26 protein-coding genes and 1 tRNA gene are annotated in these 24779 nt (G+C 71.7%); 7 read left to right on the forward strand and 20 right to left on the reverse strand.

From position 1 onward, the window contains the following. Positions 1–3: 3 nt before the first annotated feature. On the forward strand, positions 4–363 hold the full coding sequence (locus tag Q7L65_RS25750; protein WP_304726040.1) for a hypothetical protein: 360 nt from the start codon (positions 4–6) through the stop codon (positions 361–363). A 95-nt stretch (positions 364–458) separates the two neighbouring features. Here Q7L65_RS25750 and Q7L65_RS25755 read toward each other — a convergent pair whose 3' ends face one another. From Q7L65_RS25755 to Q7L65_RS25810, 12 genes are all read right to left on the reverse strand, one after another. Further along, on the reverse strand, positions 459–2066 hold the full coding sequence (locus Q7L65_RS25755; protein ID WP_304726043.1) for a peptidoglycan-binding protein: 1608 nt from the start codon (positions 2064–2066) through the stop codon (positions 459–461). Positions 2067–2156: 90 nt separating this feature from the next. Further along, entirely contained in the window at positions 2157–2780 is a 624-nt protein-coding gene (locus tag Q7L65_RS25760; protein WP_304726045.1) for a universal stress protein, read from the reverse strand. Next, positions 2777–3895 (reverse strand): histidine kinase, encoded by a 1119-nt coding sequence (locus Q7L65_RS25765; protein WP_304726046.1) that lies wholly within the window; start codon positions 3893–3895, stop codon positions 2777–2779. The genes Q7L65_RS25760 and Q7L65_RS25765 overlap by 4 nt, the downstream gene beginning before the upstream one ends. Then, positions 3895–6021: a potassium-transporting ATPase subunit KdpB gene (kdpB, locus tag Q7L65_RS25770; RefSeq protein WP_304726048.1), complete on the reverse strand. Its 2127-nt coding sequence runs from the start codon at positions 6019–6021 to the stop codon at positions 3895–3897. Before kdpB ends, Q7L65_RS25765 begins: the two co-directional genes overlap by 1 nt. Beyond that, on the reverse strand, positions 6018–6602 hold the full coding sequence (kdpC, locus tag Q7L65_RS25775) for a potassium-transporting ATPase subunit KdpC (RefSeq protein ID WP_304726050.1): 585 nt from the start codon (positions 6600–6602) through the stop codon (positions 6018–6020). The genes kdpB and kdpC overlap by 4 nt, the downstream gene beginning before the upstream one ends. Beyond that, positions 6602–8332, reverse strand: coding sequence for a potassium-transporting ATPase subunit KdpA (gene kdpA / locus Q7L65_RS25780; protein ID WP_304726056.1), 1731 nt, complete (start codon positions 8330–8332; stop codon positions 6602–6604). Before kdpA ends, kdpC begins: the two co-directional genes overlap by 1 nt. A 3-nt stretch (positions 8333–8335) precedes the next feature. Further along, on the reverse strand, positions 8336–8425 hold the full coding sequence (locus Q7L65_RS25785; RefSeq protein ID WP_304726057.1) for a potassium-transporting ATPase subunit F: 90 nt from the start codon (positions 8423–8425) through the stop codon (positions 8336–8338). A 221-nt stretch (positions 8426–8646) separates the two neighbouring features. Continuing rightward, positions 8647–10281: a hypothetical protein gene (locus tag Q7L65_RS25790; RefSeq protein ID WP_304726059.1), complete on the reverse strand. Its 1635-nt coding sequence runs from the start codon at positions 10279–10281 to the stop codon at positions 8647–8649. Further along, a complete protein-coding gene (locus Q7L65_RS25795) occupies positions 10275–10856 on the reverse strand; it encodes a hypothetical protein (protein WP_304726061.1) in 582 nt (193 codons plus the stop codon). The genes Q7L65_RS25790 and Q7L65_RS25795 overlap by 7 nt, the downstream gene beginning before the upstream one ends. Further along, the gene (locus Q7L65_RS25800; RefSeq protein WP_304726063.1) at positions 10849–11742 is read right to left on the reverse strand and encodes a MauE/DoxX family redox-associated membrane protein; all 894 of its coding nucleotides are present in this window, start codon (positions 11740–11742) and stop codon (positions 10849–10851) included. The genes Q7L65_RS25795 and Q7L65_RS25800 overlap by 8 nt, the downstream gene beginning before the upstream one ends. Positions 11743–11814: 72 nt before the next feature. After that, positions 11815–12492, reverse strand: coding sequence for a response regulator transcription factor (locus Q7L65_RS25805; RefSeq protein ID WP_304726065.1), 678 nt, complete (start codon positions 12490–12492; stop codon positions 11815–11817). Further along, complete coding sequence (locus tag Q7L65_RS25810) at positions 12489–14027, reverse strand: ATP-binding protein (RefSeq protein WP_304726068.1); 1539 nt, start codon at positions 14025–14027, stop codon at positions 12489–12491. Before Q7L65_RS25810 ends, Q7L65_RS25805 begins: the two co-directional genes overlap by 4 nt. Before the next feature lie 68 nt (positions 14028–14095). On the opposite strand from Q7L65_RS25810, the gene Q7L65_RS25815 reads away from it, so the two are divergent. Together Q7L65_RS25815 and Q7L65_RS25820 are read left to right on the forward strand one after the other, a co-directional pair. Beyond that, positions 14096–15037, forward strand: coding sequence for an AEC family transporter (locus Q7L65_RS25815; protein WP_304726070.1), 942 nt, complete (start codon positions 14096–14098; stop codon positions 15035–15037). 48 nt (positions 15038–15085) lie between these two features. After that, a tRNA-Ala gene (locus Q7L65_RS25820) sits at positions 15086–15157 on the forward strand. Positions 15158–15751: 594 nt separating this feature from the next. Here Q7L65_RS25820 and Q7L65_RS25825 read toward each other — a convergent pair. The 3 genes from Q7L65_RS25825 to Q7L65_RS25835 form a co-directional block, all read right to left on the reverse strand. Beyond that, on the reverse strand, positions 15752–16171 hold the full coding sequence (locus tag Q7L65_RS25825) for a putative toxin-antitoxin system toxin component, PIN family (RefSeq protein ID WP_304726071.1): 420 nt from the start codon (positions 16169–16171) through the stop codon (positions 15752–15754). After that, positions 16168–16416 (reverse strand): hypothetical protein, encoded by a 249-nt coding sequence (locus tag Q7L65_RS25830; RefSeq protein ID WP_304726073.1) that lies wholly within the window; start codon positions 16414–16416, stop codon positions 16168–16170. Before Q7L65_RS25830 ends, Q7L65_RS25825 begins: the two co-directional genes overlap by 4 nt. 511 nt (positions 16417–16927) lie before the next feature. After that, entirely contained in the window at positions 16928–17413 is a 486-nt protein-coding gene (locus tag Q7L65_RS25835) for a DUF6174 domain-containing protein (RefSeq protein ID WP_304726075.1), read from the reverse strand. A 192-nt stretch (positions 17414–17605) separates the two neighbouring features. Here Q7L65_RS25835 and Q7L65_RS25840 point away from each other — a divergent pair, with 192 nt between their 5' ends. After that, complete coding sequence (locus Q7L65_RS25840) at positions 17606–17749, forward strand: hypothetical protein (RefSeq protein WP_304726076.1); 144 nt, start codon at positions 17606–17608, stop codon at positions 17747–17749. A gap of 18 nt (positions 17750–17767) precedes the next feature. On the opposite strand, the gene Q7L65_RS25845 is transcribed toward Q7L65_RS25840, so the two are convergent. Further along, positions 17768–18079, reverse strand: coding sequence for a hypothetical protein (locus Q7L65_RS25845; protein WP_304726078.1), 312 nt, complete (start codon positions 18077–18079; stop codon positions 17768–17770). Positions 18080–18171: 92 nt separating this feature from the next. On the opposite strand from Q7L65_RS25845, the gene Q7L65_RS25850 reads away from it, so the two are divergent. From Q7L65_RS25850 to Q7L65_RS25860, 3 genes are all read left to right on the forward strand, one after another. Next, on the forward strand, positions 18172–18549 hold the full coding sequence (locus tag Q7L65_RS25850; protein WP_304726079.1) for a PIN domain-containing protein: 378 nt from the start codon (positions 18172–18174) through the stop codon (positions 18547–18549). Between the two features lie 131 nt (positions 18550–18680). Further along, entirely contained in the window at positions 18681–19568 is an 888-nt protein-coding gene (locus Q7L65_RS25855; RefSeq protein WP_304726081.1) for a hypothetical protein, read from the forward strand. 57 nt (positions 19569–19625) lie between these two features. Next, entirely contained in the window at positions 19626–20732 is a 1107-nt protein-coding gene (locus Q7L65_RS25860) for a quinone-dependent dihydroorotate dehydrogenase (RefSeq protein WP_304726083.1), read from the forward strand. 63 nt (positions 20733–20795) lie between these two features. Here the strand turns inward: Q7L65_RS25860 and metW are convergent, their stop codons facing one another. The 4 genes from metW to Q7L65_RS25880 all read right to left on the reverse strand — a co-directional run bounded on the left by metW (position 20796) and on the right by Q7L65_RS25880 (position 24766). Next, the gene (gene metW / locus Q7L65_RS25865; RefSeq protein ID WP_304726085.1) at positions 20796–21389 is read right to left on the reverse strand and encodes a methionine biosynthesis protein MetW; all 594 of its coding nucleotides are present in this window, start codon (positions 21387–21389) and stop codon (positions 20796–20798) included. After that, positions 21379–22572, reverse strand: coding sequence for a homoserine O-acetyltransferase (locus tag Q7L65_RS25870; protein WP_304726086.1), 1194 nt, complete (start codon positions 22570–22572; stop codon positions 21379–21381). Before Q7L65_RS25870 ends, metW begins: the two co-directional genes overlap by 11 nt. A gap of 10 nt (positions 22573–22582) precedes the next feature. Beyond that, positions 22583–23893 carry an O-acetylhomoserine aminocarboxypropyltransferase/cysteine synthase family protein gene (locus tag Q7L65_RS25875; RefSeq protein WP_304726089.1) on the reverse strand — a complete coding sequence of 437 codons (1311 nt, stop codon included), beginning with the start codon at positions 23891–23893 and terminating at the stop codon, positions 22583–22585. An 81-nt stretch (positions 23894–23974) separates the two neighbouring features. Next, positions 23975–24766 carry an ABC transporter permease gene (locus Q7L65_RS25880; protein ID WP_304726091.1) on the reverse strand — a complete coding sequence of 264 codons (792 nt, stop codon included), beginning with the start codon at positions 24764–24766 and terminating at the stop codon, positions 23975–23977. Positions 24767–24779 lie beyond the last annotated feature (13 nt).

Consider the following 24779-nt stretch of genomic DNA (forward strand, 5'->3'; position numbering starts at 1 on the left):
TCCATGCGTTTCAAGTCGACACTGCTCGCGGTCAGCGCGGTCGGCGCAATCGCATTTGCAGGTTGCGGCGGCGACTCGGCCGAGGACACGGTCAACACGCTGAGACAGCAGGGCCAGGCGCTGCAGGAGAAGGGCAGAGCGCTGCAGCAGAAGGCGAGAGACCTCGCGCAGCAGGTCAGAGACGGCAGGATCACCGCCGAGGAGATGCAGAGACAGCTCCAGGACGGCGCGAACGAGATCCAGAGAGACGCGACCGACGCCGCCGGCGACGCGATCGACAACCTGCAGGACTCGGACCTCCCCGACGACGCGAAGCAGCAGCTCGAGGATGCGAAGAAGCAGCTGGAGGAAGCGACCAGATAGGTCGCCTCACGGTGCACGGGCCGCGCGTCGGGGCGCGGCCCGGCGCTCGGTGCGACCGCGACGGGCCGCGCTCCGCGCAGCCCGGCCCCGCGCTCCTAGCGCCGCGGTCCGCCCGGGATCTCGTCGCGCAGCGCTCTGAGCCCGGCGGACGCCGGACCGTTCACGGCCGGCAGGCCACCGGCCGACGCCGACGCCGACGCCGCCCGCGCCCCGCTCCGCCCCGCGCGCGCCGCCTTCGCCGCCGCGCCCGCCCAGTTCGGCGTCGTCGGCGTCTCGCGCAACAGCGTCGGCCACGTCGCCTCGTCGAGCACGCCCGTCGCAGGCAGCCCCTTCGACGTCTGGTAGGCGCGCACGGCGGACGCGGTGCCGGGGCCGTAGTCGCCGTCGACTCTGATCGAGGCGCCGGCGCCGGCGAGGTGCTGCTGCGCCCACACGACGAGGTCGCCCTTCGAACCGGTCTTCGAGCCGTTCGCACGCAGCGTCGGATAGCGCGGCGCGTCGAGCACCTCGACCGGGTCTATGTCCGCGCCGACCGCGCCCCAGTCCGACGTCGAGGCGAAATCCCACACCCACCAGCTGACGCCGGTCGCGCCGTAGCCGGCCGACAGCTGCCGGAAGCGCCGCACGTCGGCGGCGGCGGTGCCGTCGTAGGTCTGCCCGAGCGGGTAGATCGGCTGCTGGTAGACGGTGTTGTACTGGTAGGTGATCTGCAGGCTGGTGTCGACCGACGTGCCTATCGTCTTCCAGTAGACCTGCGGCAGGTTGAACGTCGCACCGCCCGGCGCCATGAAGACGGAGTAGGGGAAGCCCGGGTGGTAGTGGACGTAGGGGAAGCTCGTCAGCGCGATCGGGAAGTCGTCGCCGACGGCGGCGCGCAGCGCTCTCGTGTAGCGCTGCGCCTGCGCGTACTTGCCCTCGTAGGCGGTCTCGGCGTCGATCACGAAGCAGTCGGCGCCGGCCTCCTTCGCGGCCGCGCCCGCGCGCGCCTCGCCGAGCGGGTCTCTGCCGTAGACGAACTGCCAGCCGCAGACGTTCAGCCCCGTCGCCTTCAACGCCGCGACGGCGCTGGAGGAGAACTGCGCCCACGGATCGTCGCCGTCGGCGCTCTTGACGAAGATCGTCCGCACGCCCGCCGCGGCCGCTCTCGCGGCGATCGCCTCGGGGTTGCCGCCGGCGGCTCTTCTGAGGTACCAGATCCACATCCCGCTGCCGTCGAAGACGCTTCTGCCGGGGCGCGGCGCGATCGCCGGCGGCGACGTCGGCGCCGGTCTGGTGACCTTGGCCGGCGGCTTGCGGACCGTGATGCGCTTCGCGTTGGAGTAGCGCGGTCCGGGCACGACGACGCGGATCAGGCCGCTGACAGCGTCTCTCGGCACGCTCACGAGCAGCCGCGTCTTCGTGCGCAGACGACCACCGACGCGGCGCTTGCCGGCCTTGCCGGCGGCGCTGCGGACCGGGAACTCGACTCTCGCGCGCGTCGTCATCCCGCCGGCGCCGACGAGCATCTTGCCGCCGCGCACGACGATCGAGTGCGACTCGGCGCACGGGTACGGCGTCGAGGAGCAGCGCGTGAAGACGAGTCTCAGCTTCGGCGGCTTCTTCGCTCTTGCCTGCGCGCTCGCGCCGGCGGTCGCGAAGACGGCGCCCAGCAGCGTGAGCGCGGCGACGAGCAGCAGGAGCAGATGTCGGGGGGCGGCGGTCATGACAACGGTACGGTCGGGCGGCGGCCGTCAGGCAGCTTAGGCGCCCGACCCGCGTGGATCTGGGCGCTCCGTTGCAAGCCATCAACACGGCTATGCGGCGTGCGTTGCGGTGGGTGCCGCAGAGGGGTGGCGCGCTGACCGGCTCGGCGCCCGTCGACCGCCCCCGCGCGCCAACCGCTCGCGGAACGTCTGCGTGTGCGCGCGGTCGGGGCGCAGCACGACGATCTCCCCGGGCGCGTTGGCGAGCAGCCAGGCGGTCTCCTCGGGCGTGAAGCCGTCGCCGCCGCTGGCCGTCTCGGCGGCGAGCACGATCCGGTCGTAGCGCTCGTGCGCGAGCATCTCGCGCAGCGCGTGACGCGAGTCGCGCCCCTTCTCGATGCGCGTGTCGACCGCCACCCCGTAGTGCCGCGCGCGCTGCTCGACCGCGTCCAGCAGCGCCAGCGCGACGGCGCTCTGGCGCGGCAGCGGGCAGTCGAGCGCGAGGTGCAGCGGGACCTCGGCGAGGTAGACCGGCACGAGCGTCGCGTGCTCGGCTCTCGCCAGCCGCAGCGCCGCCTCCAGCGCCGGCATCGACAGCTCCTTGCCGAGGAATGGGAACAGCACCCGCCTGCCGCCCAGATCCGGCACGGCGCGCTGGATGCGGTGGCCGCGGATCGCCCACGCGGCAGCCGCCGCGAGCATCAGCGGGACGACGGTGACGAGCACGTCGGTCATCCCTCCCGCCTCGTCCGATCCGCGACGATCCGCACGTCGATGCCCGGCAGCGCGGCCAGCAGCCGGCTCGGCAGCGACGGGCGCAGCAGGCGCTGCAGCGCGTTGCGATGGCTCGGCTCACCGATCAGCACGTAGGTCGTGCCGCGCTCGCGCGCGACGCGCCGGACGGTCGCGACGAGGTCGTCGCCCTGCTCGATCAGCAGGTGCGCGCCGAGCACGACCGCGAGACGGCGCAGCGCCTCGAGCTGCGCCGTCTCGCCGTCGCTCAGCTCGCGCGGCGGCTGCAGCCACAGCAGGTCGAGGTCGGTTCCGAGCCGCTGCGCCGAGCGCCACGCGCGCCGCACGACGCGCTGCGACGACGGCGTCGGCTCGACCAGCGCCAGCAGTCGCTCGCCGATCGCGGCCGGCGCCGCGTCGAGGAAGACGCGCTCCCCGTCGACCCGCCGCGCAGGCGCCGACGACGGCCCGAGGACGCGCCGGGCCTCGACCTCCTCGGCGACCTGTCGCAGCGCGACCTCGCGCAGCGCCGACAGGTTCTCCAGCGTGAAGAAGTTGTTCAGCGCCGACTCGACGCGCGCCGCCGGATAGACCTTGCCGGCCCGCAGCCGTTCGATCAGCGCCTCCGGCGTCAGGTCGATCAGGACCAGTTCGTCGGCGTCGCCGAGCACCTCGTCGGGCACCGTCTCGCGCACGCGCGTCGTCGTCAGCTCCGCGACCTGGTCGTTGAGCGACTCGAGGTGCTGCACGTTGACGGTCGAATAGACGTCGATTCCGGCGTGGAGCACGTCGGCGACGTCTCTGTAGCGCTTGTCGTGCTCCAGCCCCGGCGCGTTGGTGTGCGCGAGCTCGTCGATCAGGCACAGCTCCGGGGCGCGCGCGATGATCGCCGACAGGTCCATCTCCTCCAGCAGCGCGCCGCGGTGCTCGACGCGCCGCCGCGGCACGACCTCGAGCCCGGCGGCCTGCGCGGTCGTCTCCGCGCGGCCATGGGGCTCGAGGTAGCCGATCGCGACGTCGCGACCGTTCTCGGCCTCGGCCTGCCCCTCCTGCAGCATCCGGTACGTCTTGCCGACGCCCGCCGCCATCCCGAGGAAGACCTTCAGCCGGCCGGGCATCACGCCCCCAGCAGGTTGTGGACGATCAGGTCGACGAGCTTGATCCCGATGAAGGGCGCGATCAGGCCGCCGAGGCCGTAGACGAGCAGGTTGCGGCGCAGCAGCGCGGTCGCGCCGACCGGCCGGAACTTGACGCCGCGCAGCGCCAGCGGGACGAGCATCGGGATCACGAGCGCGTTGAAGACGATCGCGGAGACGATCGCCGAGCGCGGCGTCCCGAGGTTCATGATGTTGAGCTTGTCCAGCGGCCCGGTGCCGTCGGCGTGGGTCGCGTAGGTGGCCGCGAAGATCGCCGGCAGGATCGCGAAGTACTTCGCGACGTCGTTGGCGATCGAGAACGTCGTCAGCGCGCCGCGCGTGATCAGCAGCTGCTTGCCGACCTCCACGATCTCGATCAGCTTCGTCGGGTTGGAGTCGAGGTCGACCATGTTGCCGGCCTCGCGCGCGGCCTGGGTGCCGGTGTTCATCGCGACGCCGACGTCGGCCTGCGCGAGCGCAGGCGCGTCGTTGGTGCCGTCGCCGGTCATCGCGACCATCCGCCCGCCCGACTGCTGCTCCTTGATCAGCGCGAGCTTCGCCTCCGGCGTCGCCTCGGCGAGGAAGTCGTCGACGCCGGCCTCCTGCGCGATCTTCGCCGCCGTCAGCGGGTTGTCGCCGGTCACCATCACCGTTCGGATGCCCATCGCGCGGAGGTGGTCGAACCGCTCCCTCATGCCCTCCTTGACGATGTCCTGCAGGTGCACGACGCCGAGCGCCTGGTTGTCGCGCGCGACCGCCAGCGGCGTGCCGCCGTCGCGCGCGATCTGGTCCATCGCCGCTCTCAGCTGCGGCGGCGTGGTGCCGCCCTCGGCCGCGATCCAGCGCTCGATCGCGTCGCCGGCGCCCTTGCGCAGGCGCACGCCGTCGTAGTCGACGCCGGACATGCGCGTCTGCGCGGTGAACGGGACGAACTGCGCCTCGCTCTGCGTCAGCTCGCGAGCGCGGATGCCGAGCCTGTCCTTCGCCAGCACGACGATCGAGCGACCCTCGGGCGTCTCGTCGGCGAGCGAGGAGAGCTGCGCCGCCTCGGCCAGCTCACGCTCCGACACGCCGGGCATCGGCACGAACGCCGACGCCTGCCGGTTGCCGAGCGTGATCGTGCCGGTCTTGTCCAGCAGCAGCACGTCGACGTCGCCGGACGCCTCGACCGCGCGCCCGCTCAGCGCGAGCACGTTGCGGCGCACGAGCCGGTCCATGCCGGCGATGCCGATCGCGCTCAGCAGCGCGCCGATCGTGGTGGGGATCAACGCGACGAGCAGGGAGATCAGCGTCGCGAGCGAGGTCGCGGTGCCGGCGTAGTCGGCGAACGGACGCAGCGTCACCACGACGACGAGGAAGATCAGCGTCAGGCCCGCGAGCAGGATCCCGAGCGCGATCTCGTTCGGCGTCTTGCGGCGCGACGCACCCTCGACCAAGGCGATCATGCGGTCGAGGAACGACTCGCCGGGCTTCTGCGTGACCTCGACGAGGAGCTCGTCGGAGAGGACGCGCGTGCCGCCGGTGACGGCGCTGCGGTCGCCGCCGGCCTCGCGGATCACCGGCGCGGACTCGCCCGTGATCGCCGACTCGTCGACGGAGGCGATCCCTCGCACGACGGTGCCGTCGCCCGGGATCACCTCGCCCGCGACCACGACGACGACGTCGCCCGGCTGCAGCTCGCCGGCGGCCTTCGTGCCGCCGTCGCGCAGTCTCGCGAGCGTCTCGCTGCGCATCGCGCGCAGCGACGCCGCCTGCGCGCGGCCGCGGCCCTCCGCGATCGCCTCCGCGAAGTTGCCGAAGACGACCGTCAGCCACAGCCAGCCGCTGACGGTGAACGTGTACCAGGCGGGATCGCTGCCGGCGCCGGCGATCGAACCGCCGAACGCCTGCACGATCCAGACGATCGTCGTCAGCAAGGCGCCGACCTCGACGACGAACATGACCGGGTTGCGCACCATCGCGCGCGGGTTCAGCTTGCGCAGCGAGTCGAGCAGGGCGGTGCGCAGGATCGCCGGTTCCAGCAGCGATCTGGTCGGCCGCCCCGAACCGTCGTGCCCGCGCGGGACGCCCGCGGAGGGCGGCGGGGTCTGGTCGGCAACGGCGGTCATCGGGCGGTCTCCTTGTCGAGCGCGAGGTTGAGTTGCAGGACGTTCACGCCGGGCTCGCCGAAGAGGCCGAGGCTGCGGTCGTCCGTGTTCTGGTCGATCAGCTGGTCGACGCGGTCGATCGCGAGGCCGCGGACGGCGGCGACGCGATGCGCCTGGATCCGCGCGTTGGCGGGCGTGATCTGCGGATCGACGCCGGAGGCCGACGTCTGGACCGCGTCCGGCGGGATCTGCGCGCGCGTCAGCGTTCTGTCGTATCCGCCTTCGGTCTTCAGGTACCGCTTCGCGGCCTTCGCGATCGTGTCCCTGGTGTCTGCGCCGTTGGGTCCCGCGTTGGAGAAGAACGTCGCGGAGGGGTTGTAGTCGCTCTGCGACGGGCGACTGTGGAAGTACTGGGGTCTGTTGAAGCTCTGCCCCAGCAGGCGCGAGCCGACGACTCTGCCGTCGCGCTTGACCTGGCTGCCGTTGGCGGCGTCGTTGAACGCGACCTGGCTGACGCCGGTGACCACGAGCGGATAGAGCAGACCGAGCACGAGCGTCAGCACGATCAGGCCGACGACGGTGGCTGTGAGGTCCTTCTTCATCAGAACATCCGATCCGTGAGGCCCTGCACGACCGGGCCGAGCAGGAGGGCTGGGACGAAGGTGAGGAGCGCGACGAGCAGGATCGTGCCGACCGTCAGCACACCGAACGTCGGCGTGTCGGTGCGCATCGTGCCGGGGCCCGGGGGCGAGGTCTTGCGCCCGGCGAGCGCCCCGCCGATCGCCAGCACCGCGACGAGCGGCAGGAAGCGGCCGATCAACATCGCACCGCCGCCGAGCACGTCGGCGAAGGTGAAGCCGAAGGAGCCCGCGTTGCCCGGTGCGTTGGGCTGGATGAAGCCGGTGTAGCCGGCGAACGCGGAGCCGTTGTTGTTCGTCTGCGAGGTGTAGGCGTAGAGCGTCTCGGAGAAGCCCTGCGGCCCGCCGTTGTAGATCGATCTCAGGCCGTACTTGCTCGCGATCGCGAACGCGGTCGCGACGAGCACGAACAGCGGTACGGCAAGCGTGCCGACCATCGTCAGCTTCACCTCCCGCGCGCCGATCTTCTTGCCGAGGTACTCAGGCGTGCGGCCGACCATCAGGCCCGCGATGAAGACCGCGAGGATGATGAACATCAGCATCGAGGTGAGCCCCGAGCCGACGCCGCCGAAGATCACCTCGCCGGTCATCATGTTCGCCATCGGCAGCGCGCCGCCGATGCCGGTGAGCGACTCCATCGCCGCGTTGACCGCGCCGCACGAGGCGACCGTCGTGACGACCGCGAAGAGCGAGCTGGAGCCGATCCCGAAGCGTGTCTCCTTGCCCTCGAAGTTGCCGCCGTGGATGCCGGCGAGATGCTGCGCGGGCGTGCCGTGCGACTCCGCCGCGTACACGATCGCAACCGCGATCGCGAAGAAGGTGAACATCGCGCCGTAGACCATCCAACCCTGGCGGCGGTTGCCGACCATGCGGCCGAACGTCGCGGTGAGACCGGCGGGGATCACCAGGATCGCCAGCATCGAGACGACGTTGGTGAGGCCGCTGGCGTTCTCGAACGGCATCGCTGAATTGACGTTGAAGAAACCGCCGCCGTTGGTGCCCAGCAGCTTGATCGCCTCCTGCGAGGCGACCGGGCCGAGCGTGATCAGCTGTCTGACCCCTTCCAGACTGGTGAACGCCTGCGCGGGTGACAGTGACTGCACGAGCCCCTGCGAGACGAAGAACAGCGCCAACACGAAGGCGAACGGCAGCAGCAGGTACAGCAGCGTGCGGGTGAGGTCGCTCCAGAAGTTGCCGAGCGTCTTCAGGCTGCGCGCGGAGAAGCCGCGGATGACCGCGATCAGGACCGCGATGCCGACCGCGGCGGAGAGGAAGTTCTGCACCGCCAGGCCGGCCATCTGGCTGAAGTTCGACATCGTCGTCTCACCGGCGTAGTACTGCCAGTTGGTGTTGGAGACGAACGACGAGGCGTTGTTGAAGGTGACGTCGGCGGGCGCGCCGCCGAAGCCGGCGGGGTTGAACGGCAGCGATCCCTGCAGGCGCAGGATCGCGTAGAGCAACAACCACGACCCGAGGCTGAAGATCAGAACTGAACGCGCGTAGCCCTTCCAGTCCTGCTCCTGCTCGGGGTCGATGCGGATGGTCTTGTAGAAGCCGCGCTCGATCGGGCCGAGCACGCGCGGGAAGATCGGCGCGCCGCTGTAGATGCGGTGCATGTAGGCGCCGACGAGGGGCGTCACCGCGGTCAGCGCCGCGATGAAGACGAGGATCTGGATCCAGCCCTGGACGGTCATGTCTCAGAGCCGCTCCCCGCGCAGCAGCGCGTAGGAGAGGTAGAAGAAGACGGCGATCGAGACGAACAGCCCGATCGCGTTGCCGAGGCTCATATCCGTTCGATTCCTTCGATGAGTGCGAGCATCGCGGCGAAGAACACGACCGCGAGCGCGATGACGAGGAGGTCCATGCAGACCACTGTGCGACCGCGGCCGCCCAGCCCCGATCAAGATTCAGCGAGGGCGCATCAAGATTTCGTCAAGGGGTTTGAGAGGGCTGCGGCTGAGGCGGTGCGAGCCGCCGTGCAGCGAGCGGCGGCCGCGGGTGGGCGGCGTCAGCGAGCGACGCGGACGATCCGAGCGCGGCCCGGCGAGCCGCCGGCGGCGGGGCGCAACAGCGTGACGAAGGCGGCGTGGCGCGCGAGCGCCGTGCTCCAGAGCACCGTCTGCGTGCGGTGCGGCGTGCCGGGTGGGCAGGCGCCGGGCTCGCTGCCGTGGTTGGTGTGGTGATGGTCGTGCCCCTCGTCGCGGCGCGCCGTCGAGCCGATCCACAGCAGTGTGCGGGTGGCGCTGCCGGGCCGTCGCAGCAGCAGCCGCTGATCGCACGCGCGCGCCTGCGCGTAGAGAAGCGCGTCGCCGTTGAGGCTCGGCTGCGACAGCTCGGTGCGACGCGAACGCAACACCGTGCGCGACCGCCCGCGCACGAGATCCCGCACGACGATCGAGCTCCCGCGCGCGGTCGAGACCGCGTAGGTGAGGCGGTCGCCGGCGAGCGCGGGGCGGCCGAGGGTCGCTCCGCGCCGGGTGGCGACGATTGTCGGCGGGGCGAGGCGGGCGCTCGCAGCGGCGGCCGGGTGCGCCGAACCGCGGCCGGTCGTGGCAGTCGCCGCGTGGGCGCTCCGCGCGAGCGACCGCGCGCGCAGCTCGTCGCCGCCGTCGCGCGTCGTGCGCCAGGCGACCCAGCGGCGCGAGACGGCCAGCCCGGTGACGCGCGCGGCGGGGACGCGCGCGATCTCGCGCACGGGCGCGTGAAGCGTCCTGACGACGATCGCATCGCCGCGCACCAATGCCAGCTTCGCCCCGCCGATCGCCAGCTGCGGCGTGAGCAGTCGCGACGGCGGCGACTCGGGCGTCTGCAGCATCCCGCTCCTCCCGCCGACCTGTCGCCACGCGACGGCACCACCGCTCTGCGACGGATCGGTGGCGTCGCGGGCGACGAGCGTCGCATCAGCCGATGCGGCCGCGGGTCCCAGCAGGAGCGCGAGTGCGGCGGCTGCGAGCAGGACGGCATCGGCGCGGCGCAGGCGTCGCAACAGGCGCGGCTCGTTCGCCATCCGCTCGGCCAGGCGGATGCCGAGCGTGTCGAAGCGCGGAGCCATCGCGACGACCGGCAGTGCGCGGCCGACGCCGAACGCGAGCCCGATCGCGACGCCGCTCGCCGGGTCGCCGAGCGCGACCGAGATTCCCGCCAGCGCCCAGACGGCGAACACGAGCACGAAGGTCGTGAAGCCGAGCCCGAGCAGGACGCCGTAGAGCGCCGCCGCGAGCGGCAGCGGCAGCGTCCGCCGCCAGCGCTCCGGCACCTGCCGGCGGATCTGCGGCGCGACGCGAACGCCGAACGCGTCCGCGAGCGCCGCGGCAAGCGCGACGATCGCTGCGACGACGAGCGCGATGCTCTGGCCTCTGCCGCCCGTGCCGCTCCCGGCGTGGCCGATCGCCGCGGACGTGCCGCTCCCGCCCGCGCCAAGCGCCGCGCCGAGCACGCTCAGCAGCCCGAACGTGAGCGCGCCGCCGAGCAGCGCTCCGAGCGCGAAGGTCGTGCAGCTCGTGCGGACCAGCCGGCGGCGCTCGGCCCCCTCCCGGCCGGCCGCGCCGGCGAGCGTCTCGACCATCGAGAACCCGCACGGGGACCAGGCGCCGGTGACGCCGGCCGTGAACGCCGTCACGGCCAGCAGCGCTGCCGTCAGCACGGGACCTCCGTCTGGAAGTACATGACGCAGAAGACCTTGCGATCGCCGTAGCAGTAGCCCGTGAGGGCGGCGTCGCCGTTGATGCGGGTGGGATGCGCCGCACAGCAGTCCATCAGGCGCCGCACCTTGCCGCCGCAACAGCGATACCAGGAGCCATCGATCTGTGTGGGTATCCCATATCGGTCGGGGATGCTGTCCTGGCAGACGCGACTGCGCGGGGCTGGCGGGAGCGGACGACCGTCAGGGTCGCGCAGGCGCCGGCCGCGCCCGTCAACCGGGTTGCCGCCGCGATCGACCGGCCGCCCCAGGTCGTCGATCGGTCTGCCGTCGCCGGCGCGCAGCGGGAAGCCGCGCAGGTCGACCCGCGGCAGCCCGGTCGGGTGCGGACACGAGGCGGTCGTGTATGTGTGCCCGCAGAAGTGGAACGCCTCGGCGTCCTCGGTCCCCGCCGCCAGCGTCGCTCCGCCACCCGCGGTCGCCGCGAGCAGCCAGGCACCGGTTCGCGCGAGAAACCCGCGCCGCGAGGTCCCATCGGCAAGACGGTCGCTCAGCCGAGACCGCCCGCGCTCAGACATGGAACGCCTCCAACAGCTCGCGTTCGCGCGCAGCGGCCGTCGCGACGAGCGATTCGAGCTGGCGCAGCGCGTTGAACGTGCCCTGCGCGAGGACGCTGCCGTCGAGGCCGAGGACGACCGCATAGGGGCTGCCGGGGATCTCCAGCGCGCGCCATGCGGCGGCCTCCTCGTACTCGTCGAACGTGAGCACGGTCAGCAGCGGGTCGTTGGCCAGCAGCGCGACCGAGGGCGCGAGCGCCTGGCACATCGAGCAGCCCGCGGACGTGAAGACCGCGACCGCGAAGCGCGCCCGCTCACCTGGTGCGAAGCGCTCGATCAACGCGACGCGCACGCCCAGCGGCGGCCCCTCGCCGGGGATCTCGAGCGCCGGCTGCGGGCCCAGCGCCAGCCGCAGCTCGCCGACCTCACGGGCGAGTGCCACCACGAGCGCGCCCAGCGCCAGGAGCCCCGCGAGCGCGACACCGAGGCCGATCGCGAGCCAACCGGTCGCGGCCGGGTCGACCGCGGGCACGAACGGGAGCGTCACGAACGCGAGCGCCAGCAGCGCGGCGCGTGCGACGGCGGCTCCGCTCACACGCGAGCGCGCCCCGAAGCAGCCGCACGGTTCGCCGCCGCGCCCGCTGCGCAACGCGCGCAGCAGCAGGATCGCGAAGCAGGCCATCAGCGCCGCGGCGCCCCACGCCGCGACCGCGCTGCCGAGCGCCACGCCGACCGCGAGCGCCACCTCGGCGACGATCGCCGCGCCCCACACGACCACCCGCGTCCGCGGCGCATCCAGCCCGTACGTCGCAAGCGCCGCCTGCGCCGCGGTCGGCCGCACGAGCTTGGCGCCCGCACTCGCGAGCAGGATCAGCGCCAGCAGCGCCTCGGCGACCGCGGTCAACATTGCGGGCTATCACAGCAGCGCCGACCCGCCGCCGCAACTGGGTGCGGCGCGAAAGCGCTCCCCGCCGCCCGCTCACCCCGCGAAGCGGTACCCGACGCCCGGATCGGTGCGGATGTGGCGGGGGCCGTCGCCGGCCGGCTCGATCTTGTGGCGCAGGTTGGCGATGTGGGTGCGCAGCGTGCGGATGTCGTCGCCGTAGGCCGGACCCCACACCTCGGTCAGCAGCGCGCGGTGCGTCAGCAGCCGGCCGCGGTTGCGTGCGAGCACGCGCAGCAGGTCGTATTCGATCGGCGTCAGGTGAACCTCCTCGCCGTCGCGCCGCACGACGCGGCGCGCCAGGTCCAGCTCCAGGCCGTCGACGGAGATCGTCGGCTCGTCGGCGTTGCGCCCGGCGCGGCGCAGGGCGGCGCCGAGCCGCGCGACCAGCTCGCGCGCGCCGAACGGCTTCGTCACGTAGTCGTCGGCGCCGGCCTCCAGCGCGCGCACCTTCTGCTCCTCCTCGCCGATCGCCGACAGCACGAGGATCGGCATCTCGCTCCACGCGCGCAGCTGGCGCGTCACCTCGATCCCGTCGCCGTCGGGCAGCACGAGGTCGACGACCGCCGCGTCCGGCGGTCGCGTCGCGGCGGCGTCGAGCGCCTCCTCGGCGGTCGCGACCGTGATCGGCTCGTAGCCCGCGTCGCGCAGGATCACGCGCAGCGCACGCAGGATCTGCAGCTCGTCGTCGACGACGAGGATCCGCCCGCTCACCGCGGCCGCCCTGCCGATATCGGCTCGGCCGGAGCCGTCGCCGGCCCCGGCTCGCCGCCGGCCGGCTCGGTCTCCAGCGGCAGCTCGACCACGAACGTCGTCCCCTGCCCCGGCAGCGACTCCGCCCACACCCGCCCGCCGTTGGCCTCCACGAAGCCGCGTACGACCGCGAGGCCCAGGCCGGAGCCGATGTGCCCGTCGACGCGTGGACCAGTCCCGCCCACCCCGCGGTAGAACGGCTCGAAGATCCGCTCCAGCTCGGCGCCGGGAATCCCGGGACCGCGGTCGACGATCCGGATCAGCATGCGGTGGCCGACGACGCGGGCGCGCACCGCGACCGGATGCTCGCCGCCGTGGCGGGCCGCGTTCTCCAGCAGGTTGGCGAAGGCGCGCTCCAACTGCGCAGCGTCGGCGCGCACGAGCGGCAGCTCGCGGTCGATCGCGATGTTGAAGCCGGCCGCGTGCGGCGTCTCGTCGATCGCCACGCGCAGGACCTCGTCGATCGAGCACCACTCGGGCCGCGGGTCGGCCGCGCCGCCCTGCAGGCGCGAGAGGTCGAGCAGCTTGTCGACCAGGCGCGAGAGCCGCTGCGCCTCGCCCGTGACCGCCGCCGCCAGCTCCTCGCGGTCGGCCTCGGTCAGCGTCGAGGACTGCAGCGCCTCGCCGGCCGTCGCGATCGCGGTCAGCGGCGAGCGCAGGTCGTGCGAGACGGCCCGCAGCAGCGCGGTCTTGATGTCGTCGCTGCGTCGCAGCGCCTGGTTCTCGACGAGGTCGCGCTGCAGCGCCTCGCGCTGCAGCGCGACGCCGAGGATCGCCTCCAGCGCCGGAACGACCCGCTCGCGCAGCCGCTGCTGCGCGTCGGGCGGCGGCGCCACGGCCAGCCGCAGCGTCCCGATCCGCCGCGCGCGCTGGTGCAGCGGGACGTCGAGGTCGAGCAGCGGCGCTTTCGCAACCGCTGCGGTACCGAAGGTGTCGGTGCTCGGACCTGCCGCGGGAGCGAGCACCGGCGGCTTCTCCCCCAGCTCGATCGTCACGCCCGGCGCGAGGTCGAGCGCGTGCGCGAGCCGCTGCGCCGCGGGCGGCAGCGCGGCGCGCACGTCGCTGCCGCCGAGCAGGAGCGTCGCCAGCTCCGCGGCGAGGTCGGCCTCGCGACGGCGCAGGATCGCCTCCTGCGTGCGGGCGCGGGCGACCTCCGCGAGCGTGGCGGCGATCGCGGCGGCGACGAGGAAGACGATCAGCGCGACCCAGTTCTGCGGGTCGCTGATCGTGAAGCGGCCCGTCGGCGGGATGTGGAACCAGTTGAACGCGAGCGCGCTCGCAACGGCGGTCCCGAGCCCGACCCAGAGCCCGAACCAGGTCGCGACGAGCAGCACCGCGAGCAGGTAGACGACGCCGGTCGAGACGGCGGGGACGATCTCGCGCAGAGGGAAGATCAGCGCCGTCGTGGCGGCGACCGCGGTCGCGCCCGCGGCGACGCCGGCGGCGAGCGGCGGGCGCGTGTCGCGCAGCAGCAGCCAAGAGCTCGGGCGGAACACGGTGTCGTCAGCGTACCCCCGGGGCGCGAGCCGGTCGCCTCGGAACGGTTCGTGACAGCATCGACCGCGTGATCCCGGTCGTCGTGACGGTCGTGCTCGCGCTGATGATCGGCGTGTGGCTGGAGCGCCGCCTCGGCGGGGTGAAGGGGCGGCGCGTGCGCATCCGGATCGCGAAGGTGATGCTGTACGTGCTGCTGCCGTTCGTCTCGTACGTGTCGATCGCGCGCCTGCATCTGACCGCGAACGTCGGCATAGGGGTCGCGCTCGCGCTCGCGCTGCTGTCGGTGATGGGCATCGTGATGTGGCGCGTCGGGCGCGGGCCGCTGAGGCTGGATCGCCCCTCGACCGGCGCCGCGATGGTCTGCACGATCCAGGCGAACACGGGCTTCTTCGGCCTGCCGCTGTGCGCCGCGCTGTTCTCGCAGGCGGACTTCACGCAGGCGGTCGCGTACGACGTGCTCGTCTCGATGCCCGCGTTCGTCTTCGGCAGCTACACGATCGGCGCGCTGTTCGGGACGCACGGCGTGGGCAAGCAGATGGGCCGTCACGTCGCCACGACGCTGCTGAAGAACCCGGTCCTCTACGCCGTCGCGCTCGCCGCCGTCGTGCCCGAGTCGCTTGCGCCCGAGGCTTTGGTGACGCCGTCGAAGCTGGCGGTCTACGCGCTGCTGCCGCTCGGCTTCATCGTCGTCGGCATGACGCTTTCGGACGAGGCCGACGAGGGCGCCTTCCGCTTCCCGCCACCGCTCACGCGCGCCGTGGCGGTCGCCGTCACGCTACGGATGGCGATCATGCCCCTGATCGTGCTGACGGTCTCGCTGTTCATCGTCAGACTGCCCGTGACCTACCCGCTGCTCGCGGCGATGCCCGCGGGCGTCAACACGGTCCTCGTCGCCCACCAGACGGGCCTCAACCTCCGCCTCGCCGCCGACGGCATCGCCTGGAGCACCGCGATCGCCGTGGTCGCCACGCTCGCGGTCGCAATCGCCCTCGCCATCGGCCTGCTCTGACCGCACGCCCCGCAGCCACCCGTACTGGCTAGGATTCAGAGCATCCCCGGGGGCGTAGTGCTAACGGGAACACGCCGCCTTTGCAAGGCGGAGTTGGGGGTTCGATTCCCCCCGCCTCCATCCGACTCGAGAGCCCCGCGGCCGCGGGGCTTCTGCGTCAGGTGCGGTTAGTTGCACACACCGAGTGCAGCGTCGGCGCGGGTACGAGGCAGATACCAGCGTCGGCTACACGAAGACGGCGAGCGGAAGGATCTGCGCCGCAGGCGATTCGATCACAGCCCGTTGCCCGGATTCCAACGCAAGGCCGGGCATGGCATCGAGTCCCGTCAGCTCCTTTGCGGCGTCGCCGCCCGCCGGCCGGATCTGCCTGTTCTCTTCGATCTTGGGTAGCGCTCTGCAATCTTGTCCTGCACACGCTGTTCCAAGTCCATATAGGGCTCCGCAAGCGCAAAGAAGGCGAGAACGTGCTGCAACGGGCTGCCCACAAAGGCACCCGTCACTTGCACCAGTTGCCTGTCTGGAGATTCTCCAAGTCATCCCCGTCCGCAACCGTCTGCACATACCTGGAGGGCGGCAAGGAAGCTCACCATCATCGGAACGTCCAGATAGATCGGAAAGACGAGGTCCAGTCTTTCCACCCTGCGCGTCTGATGCCATGGCGTGACGCGCTACTTAGCGGATCGGATTCCGTCGCCTCGCCTCGCCTCGCCGGGTCTACGAGCGCGAGAGCCGCGCCACGAACTCTGCAGGTCGCTGAACCGGCGGGCTCTCGATCCCAGCCTCGGCGAGATCGCGGTCACCGCTGACGATCGCGTCGACCTGCTCAGCCCGTGCCAACGCGACGAGGTAGTCGTCGGCAGGGTCCCGGGTGACGCCCGGCGTCGGCGCCGGGTCAGGACGAACGGTCGCCTGCCGCTCGATCCGAGCTATCAACTCGCGGGCTCTGACCTCGTCGAACCAGCGACGGAACTTCGGGCGCAGCGCGACCCGGCGCAGCTCGGCGAGCAACTGGGAACTGACGACGACCTCAATGCGATCATCGATCCACGCTTGAACGACGCGATCGGGCGGCGATCCGGCGGCGCCGATCAGGGCGGAGATGAAGACGCCCGGATCGACGACGACTCGGATCACGCAGCGTCGCGCCGCTCACGGCGCGAGGCACGCAGCTCCTCGTAGGCGACCCGCTCGGCCTCCTCCGCAGTCAGGTCGGAGCCGGCCTGCGTCGAATCGATCAGCCGACGCAAGAGGTAGGCGTTCAGTGCACGCTCGACGACCGCCGCGTCGTCGAGGCCGTCGGCCGGCTCGCCCAACTGCTGGCGCGCACGCTCGACCATCTCCGCGTCGAGCGCGAGATTCACTTTGTCGCGGGATGCCATGCCGACACGGTACCGCGCGCGTCAGCCGGCGTCGCGGGTACCGCGCAAGTACCGGCCGGGTCCATGGCGTGTCGGGGTTCGATCACCCAGCCTCCAATCGCTTGGGCGCCGTTCTAAAGGAGGGAGTTGACGCGTTGCGGGAAGGTTTGCAGCGTCGGTAGTCGGCTGGGTCATCGCCGGACGAGTCTGTACCGCGCTGGTTCGACGCGCTCGAACATGCCAGTCCGAGCCTGCCGGCTTCGGGTCAAGATGTAGAGCGCCGTTGGCCGTCTGACTGGCTCCCCGAACCTGCGCCTGATCTCTCGCGCGATCTCCATCGCCGTCATCGGCGCGGCAGCCTCAGCGAGCACGTCGCGCACGAGCGGCATCGCCCAGCCAGGTCTGCGCTGGCGCTGCACGTCCGGCGATTCGTCACGCGCGGGCAGAGCCACCGCCTCCTGCACGACCCTCAGCAACTCCCGCAGGACCGCGCTGGTGTCCGGGTTCCAAAGTGCGCCCCCTACGCCCATCGTCATCTCAAGGTTCTGAACCGATCCACGCCGACCCCGCGCTCCTCGTCGGCGATCATGAAGCTGCGGTCGACGAAGATCGTCTTCGGGACGCCGACGCTGGTGTACTGCGCGGTGAGCCGAGCGACCCTGGCATCGATCGCGTCCTGGACTGTGGTGAACAGCCGCGGGACGGTCGCATACGGCCGCAGGTGCTCGGGCACCGGCGCGACAGGTCTGCCGCGGCGGACGATGATCGTCCGCGGTCTCGTGATCCCCTCCGGGCAGAAGCACGAGACCCGCACCCGCATCCGGTAGGACCGCGCCCCGAGCTTCTCCCACCGCTCCCGCGCGGCGTCCAGCCTGCGCTGGGCGGTGCCGTCGGTGATGCGCGGGTCCGGGCGGTCGGTCGGGTCGGGCGCGGCGACGGCCGCAGCCGCGATGACGAACGCGACCGCCAGTACTGCCCCGACCGCGGCGACAGTCGACCGAATACGCCGAGCGTGCATGGCCTCTGCCTTTCCGTGGATGGGCTTTCCCACACTACGACTGGGACGTGCAGCCCAACACACGGCGCGAGGTGATCGTGCTTCGTTTGATGTCCTATGGTGCGCTGACGGCACAACGTCGTCGAGCCGCACCCGCTCCCTTCCACCGGCGCTCGACGCAGCGGCACGAAGCCGGATCAGCGAGCTGGCTGGGTGCTCGATATCCAGATCGCGGCCTGCGCGTGGATCCACGGCCGCGCCGTCATGACCGACAACACGCGCGACTTCGAGGCGCTGCGCGACGCGATCGTGGGGCTGTACCCAGCACACTCGCCGCTCGTCGTGCGAGCGACGTAGGCCGCGAACTCGCTCGGGTCAGACCGCGCGAGCGGCCCGCGCGGGAATCACGACGCGCACGACGACCCGCGCCGGACGGGAAGGGGCGGCCATCGAGAGGAACTCCCGGACCGCTCCGCCGTGATCGCAGTAGGGGCAGGCGAGCTTGTCGGCCGGGGAGACCGAACGGCCTTCCGGGAGCGCGACCGGGGCATCGCACTGCGGGCAGGCGAGCGTGCCCTCGCCGAGCCGGGACGAGCGGGCGACGCGGCGTTCCTCGTCGCCGGCCACGTGCGCGACGCGCTCGGCGCGAAGCGGATCCGATCCATCGCTGCTGCGGTGCAGTGCCATCAGACGAGTCTAGGCGCACGTGCCACGTCGATCGGAGGTTGGCATCGCGTCCATCCAACACACATCTGGTAGCACTAGTGCTACTCGCCTGAATGCGCGCACTGCTCGACACCTCGGTGCTGATCGCAGCAGAGGGACCGCGCGACCTCGACGGTGGGATCAGCGCCGCCTCACTGGCAGAGTTGCACTTCGGCGTGCTGGCCGCACGTGACGACGACGAGCGAGCGCTGCGAGCGCAGCGACTCGGCATCGTCGAGGCGACGTTTGATCCCATCCCGGTCGACGCCGCGATCGCGCGCGAGTGGGGACGGCTCTCGGCAGCCGTCGCATCCCGTGGGGCCCAACCGCGACGCCGAGCGGTCGATCTCGCGATCGCAGCGACGGCGAACGTCCAACGGGTTCCGCTCATCACACACAACACCAAGGACTTCCAGATGATCGAAGACCTGGTGGATGTGCGTACCGCGTGAGCGCCAACCACAGGAACTTCGACCCCGTCGGCGAACCAGTCCTCTCAAGCCGCGGGCGAAACGGTCGATTCGCATGGGTGGATGCGGACCGTTTCGGACCGCCTAACTGAACCTGTGTTGGAGGAGTTGCCGTGTTGAAGGGATTGATCCGCGTCGGGCTGCTGGCCGGTCTTGCTGCCGTCTTTGCGCTGCCGGCCGCGAGCGCGTCGGCCGCAACGAAGTGTCCGGCCACGTTCCAGGTGCTTCACAACGACAGAATCGGCGCGATGTCGCTGCCGGCCGGCGCGTACTACGTCTCGGTCAACAAGCTCACGTGCCCGCAGGCGTCGACGCTGTTCGCCGACTTCCTCGAGGACTACGACGGCGACCTGCCGTTCCCGTGGCGCGGCAACGCCGCAGCGAAGAGCTTCAGCAACGGCACGAGCAGCTTCTCCGTCAAGCTCGCCGGCAAGGCGCCGAACCCGCCGTCCGGCGGCGGTGGCACCGCGACCTGCCCCGGCACCTTCAGCGTGCTGCACAACGACCGCATCGGCAACGTCGCATTCCCGCAGGGCGCGTACACGATGAAGCTGATCCGCGGCCTCAGCTGCAGCAGCGCCGCGACGCAGTTCGCCTCCTTCCTCGACAGCCCCAGCGGCGTCAACGCGCCGTGGACGCTGACCGGCTCGGCGAGCAACGCCGTCTTCCAGGACAACATGGGCGGCTTCGGCTTCAGCGTCTCCAACACCGGCGGCAGCACCGGCGGCGGCGGTCGCACGGCCGTCACGTGCACCACGTTCAGCGTGCTGCACAACGACCACATCGGCAGCCTCTACCTGCCGAAGGGCACGTACGACATCGTCCTGCCGGTCGGCTCGACGATGTCCTGCGCCGCGGCGCAGAGACAGTTCGTGACGTTCCTCAACGCCGCCTCGGTCCCGCGGCCGTGGATCGTCAACGCGAACTCCGCCACGTTCGCGCGCGGCGCCGGCTCCAGCACGACGTTCGGCGTCGACCCGACCAAGGGCTCGATCCGCTAGCAGCAGTCATCAGGTGAGAGATCGCCGCGGCCGGGCTCCAGGTAGCCTGGCTGCGGCGTGATCTACCGCCTCCTCTTCCAGCTCGTCCTGCAGCGGCTCGACGCCGAGCGGGCGCATCACCTCGGTGCGCGCGTGCTGCGTCTGATCGTCGCGATCCCGTTCCTGCGCGCCGCGCTGCGACGGGCGCTGCGGCCGACCGACCCCGCCCTGCGCGTCCGCGCGCTGGGCCGCGAGTTCCCCAGCCCGCTCGGGGTCGCCGCCGGCTTCGACAAGGACGGCTCGACGTTCGACGGGCTCGCCGCGCTCGGCTTCGGCTTCGTCGAGGTCGGCACGGTCACCGCGCAGCGGCAGCCAGGCAACCCGCGCCCGCGCATCTTCCGCCTCCCGCGCGACCGCGCGATGGTCAACCGGATGGGCTTCCCGAACTCCGGCGTCGACGCGGTCGTGCCGCACCTCGCCGCGCGCCGGCCGGGCGACGTCGTCGCCGTCAACGTCGGCAAGACGAGAGCGGTCGCAGACGATCAGATCGGCGCCGACTACCGCGCCTCGGTGCGCAAGCTCGCCCCGCTGGCGGACTTCCTCGTGCTGAACGTCAGCTCGCCGAACACGCCCGGCCTGCGCGACCTGCAGTCGGCCGAGCGCCTCGGCGCGCTGATCGACGAGGTCCAGCACGAGCTGCGCCAGCACGCGATCGCGATCCCGCTGCTCGTGAAGATCGCGCCCGACCTCGCCGACGCCGACATCGACGCGATCGCCGACCTCGCGCTCGCGCGCGAGCTCGACGGCCTGATCGCGACGAACACGACGATCGGCCGCGAGGGCCTCGCGACTCCGGCGCACGAGATCGAGCAGATCGGCTTCGGCGGCCTTTCCGGCGCCCCGCTGAAGGATCGCTCGCTGGAGGTGCTGCGACGCCTGCGCGCCCGCACCGGCGACAAGCTGACGCTGATCTCCGCCGGCGGCGTCGAGACGGCCGACGACGCGTGGGCGCGGATCGAGGCCGGCGCGACGCTCGTGCAGGCCTACACCGGCTTCATCTACGGCGGCCCGCTGTGGCCGCGCGCGATCAACCGCGGGCTGAGCGAGCGGGTGCGCGGCGCCGGGCTCGCGTCGGTGCAGGACGCGGTCGGGCGCGCGGTGGCGCCGACGTCGCGCACGCCGTAGGCCGCACCGCACACCGCTCCGCGCCCCCGCGACGTCGGCCACGCAGCGGGCAGCCGATCGCGGCTACCCCTCCAGCACGTAGACCGCCCGCACCGCCAGCGCGTTCGGCGACAGCCGCGTCGCGCGCGGCGCAGGACGACCGGTCGCGTCGAGCAGGACACGGCGGGCGACGCGCATGCCGATCTCGGCGACCGTCGCCTCGAAGTCGCGCAGGGTGCAGAGGTGGATGTTCGGCGTGTCGTGCCACTCGTACGGCAACGCGGGGCTGATCGGCATGCGGCCGCTGCGCGCGAGGTCGAGGCGGATCCGCCAGTGGGCGAAGTTCGGCAGCGAGACGACCCGGCGGGGCGCGACGCGGCGCATCTCGCGCAGGACCTCGACCGGCCGTCTGGTCGCCTGCAGCGTCAGCGACAGCACGGCGACGTCGTAGGCGCCGGTCTCCAGGCGCGGCAGCTCCAGCTCGAGGTCGCCGTGCGTGACCGGGACGCCGCGTGCGATGCAGGCATGGAAGCGCTCGTCGTCGCGCTCGACGCCGACGCCGACGCACTGCTGACGCTCGATCAGCTGCTCCAGCAGCACGCCGTCGCCGCAGCCGAGGTCGAGCACGCGCACGTCGCGACCGACCAGCCGCGCGACGACGTCGAGGTCAGGCCGCATGGACGCTCCGACCCGCCGCCAGCCGATCGAGGAACCCCGCCACGGTCCGGTGATATTCCGGCACCGGGAAGAGGAACGAGTCATGGCCGTGCGGGGCGCTCAGCTCGCGGAAGGTGACCGGGGCGCCGGCGCTGCGCAGCTCGTCGGCGATCTCGCGCGCGTGCTCGGTCGAGAAGCGCCAGTCGGAGTCGAACGACAGCACGAGGTAGCTCGTCCCGCCGCCGCCGGCGGCCCGGCCCGCGGCAACCTGCCGCCCGACGTAGGCGCGGTCGGCGAACGGGTCGAAGTAGTCCATCACGCGCGTCATGTAGAGGTAGGTGTTCGCGTCGAAGCGCTCGACGAACGACTGCCCCTGGTAGGCCAGGTACGACTCCACCTCGAAGTCGACGTCGAAGCCGTAGCGCGGCTCGACCGCGTCCTGGATGCGGCGGCCGAACTTCTCCCGCATCGACTCCTCCGACAGATACGTGATGTGGCCGATCATCCGCGCCAGCGCCAGCCCGCGGTTCGGCCGCTGCGGCGGCGGGGTGTCCGCCGGCGCATCGGGATCCGGGTAGTAATCGCCGCCGGCGAAGTCCGGGTCGCGCGTGATCGCCTCGCGCGCGACCGCCGAGAAGGCGATGTTCTGCGCCGACAGCCGTCCCGACGACGCGACGACCAGCGCGCCGCCGACCTCGCCCGGATGGTCGAGCGACCACTGCAGCGCCTGCATCCCGCCGAGCGAGCCGCCGATCGCCGCCAGCAGCCGCGTCACGCCGAGCTGCCGCAGCAGCGCGCGGTGCGTCTCGACGAGGTCGCGCACCGCCAGCAGCGGGAAGCGCAGGCCGTACGGTCTGCCGCTCGCGGGATCGACCGACCCGGGCCCGGTCGTCCCCTTGCAGCCGCCGAGCACGTTCGCGCAGACGACGAAGAAGCGGTCGGTGTCCAGCGGCCGGCCCGGCCCGACGATGTTGTCCCACCAGCCCGGCCGGCGATCGTCGCCGTGGAAGCCGGCCGCATGCGCGTCGCCCGACAGCGCGTGGCAGATGAAGACGACGTTGCCGCCGTCGGCGGCCAGCGTCCCATACGTCTCGTACGCGACCTCGACGTGCGTCAGCCGCGCGCCGGATTCGAGCACGAGCGGACGGTCGTCGTCGAACACGACCGCCCGCTGCGTCTCGACGCGTCCGATCCCGTCGGACACGGACAGCTGCCTACGCTGCGACGCCCGCGCGCGCCTTCGCGAGCGCCTGGTCGATGTCGGCGACGATGTCGTCGATGTGCTCGATCCCGACCGACAGACGGACGAGGTCCTGCGGCACGCCGGCCGAGTCCAGCTCGCCGTCGTCCAGCTGCGAGTGCGTCGTCGTCGCGGGGTGGATCGCGAGCGACTTCGCGTCGCCGATGTTGGCGAGATGCGAGAACAGGCCGAGCGCGTCGATGAACTGGCGCCCGGCGTCGCGGCCGCCCTCGATCCCGAACGTGACGATCGCGCCCGCGCCGCCCTTCAGGATCCGCTGGCCGACCGCGTAGTAGTCGCTGCTCTCCAGCCCCGGGTAGTTGACCCACGAGACGCCCGCGGCGCTCTGCAGGTGCTTGGCGACGGCGAGCGCGTTCTCCGAGTGGCGCTCGATCCGCAGCGGCAGGGTCTCGACGCCCTGCAGCAGCAGGAACGCGTTGAACGGCGACAGCGCAGCGCCGGTGTTGCGCAGCAGCACGGTGCGGACGCGGCCGATGTAGGCGGCCGGCCCGAGCGCGTCGGCCCAGACGACGCCGTGGTAGGAGGGGTCCGGCTGCGTCAGGCCCGGGAAGCGCGCCGCGTTGGCGACCCAGTCGAATCTGCCCGAGTCGACGATCAGGCCGCCGATCGTCGTGCCGTGGCCGCCGATGAACTTCGTCGCCGAGTGCACGGCGACGTCGGCGCCGTGGTCGAAGACACGCGTCAGGATCGGCGTCGGGACGGTGTTGTCGATCACCAGCGGCAGGCCGTGCGAGTGCGCCGCGTCGGCCCACGCTCTGATGTCGACGACGTTGAGGCGCGGGTTGCCGATCGTCTCGCCGAACACGAGCCGCGTCTTGTCGTCGACGAGCGCCGCGAGCGCGGAGGTGTCGTCGGGATCGACGAAGCGGACCTCGATGCCGTACTGCGGCAGCGTGTGCGCGAAGAGGTTGTACGTGCCGCCGTAGAGCGTCGAGAGCGCGACGATGTTGTCGCCGGCACGCGCGATGTTGAGGACCGAGTAGGTCACGGCCGCCTGGCCGGAGGCGAGCGCGAGCGCCGCGACACCGCCCTCCAGCGCCGCCACGCGCTCCTCCAGCACCGACCACGTCGGGTTCATGATGCGGGAGTAGATGTTGCCCGGCACGGCGAGCGCGAACAGGTCCTGCGCGTGCTGCGCGTCGTCGAAGGCGTACGCGACCGTCTGGTAGATCGGCACCGCGCGCGCGTTCGTCGTCGGATCCGGCACCTGACCCGTGTGAAGCGCCACCGTCTCGGGTCGTACGTAAGGCTGCTGCTCGCTCATGGTTCTCCTCGCTGCAGTCGGTGGGAGTCGGACCGGGGGAGTTGGGAGTCTGCCACGTGACGGCAACGGGCTGGGCGAGTGTCAGCGGATCAGGTTGATCTCCGGATGGGTCGCAAGCAGCGTCTGCGTGAAGACGTAGTTGACGACGCCTATCGACAGGAAGACTATGACGATCGCCTGGTTCACCGCGCGACCGACGCCGGCCGCGCCGCCCGAGGTCCTCATGCCCTTGTAGCAGCAGATGATCGCGGTGGCGCCGCCGAAGATCGTGCACTTCAGCAGCGAGCCCCACAGGTCGGTCGTCGAGGAACTGGTCCAGAAGGTCGCGAAGAACGGCTCCATCCGCGCGCCGTTGACCCAGGTCGCGACGATCCCGCCGGTGACGCCGAAGATGATCGCGAAGACGTCGAACAGCGCGGTGATCACGATCAGCGCGAGGAAGCGCGGGACGACGAGGTTCTTGACCGGGTCGACGCCGAGCACCTGCAGCGCGTCGAGCTCCTCGCGGATCTTGCGCGCGCCGAGGTCGGCCGTGATCGCGGTGCCGGCGGCGCCCGCGACGACGATCGCGCAGATGAACGGCGCGAACTCGCGCACGACGGCGAGCATGAAGAGGCCGCCCATGCGGTCCAGCGCGCCGAAGAGCGTGAGGAAGTTCGCCGCCTGCAGGCCCGGCACCGCGTAGGCGACGCACCCCATCGTGATCACGAGCGGGAAGAAGCACTGCTTCAGCGCGAACATGAACTGCGAGGTGAACTCGTCGCCGTAGGGGTACGGCGGCCGTATCGCCGAGACGATCGTCTTGCCGGTGAGGATGACGAGGTCGCCGACCTCCTCGAACGGGTCGCGGATGCGGGATGTGAGAGGAGTCATAGTCAGATGGCAC

This window comes from Conexibacter sp. CPCC 206217, from assembly GCF_030646165.1.
GTDB lineage: Bacteria > Actinomycetota > Thermoleophilia > Solirubrobacterales > Solirubrobacteraceae > Conexibacter.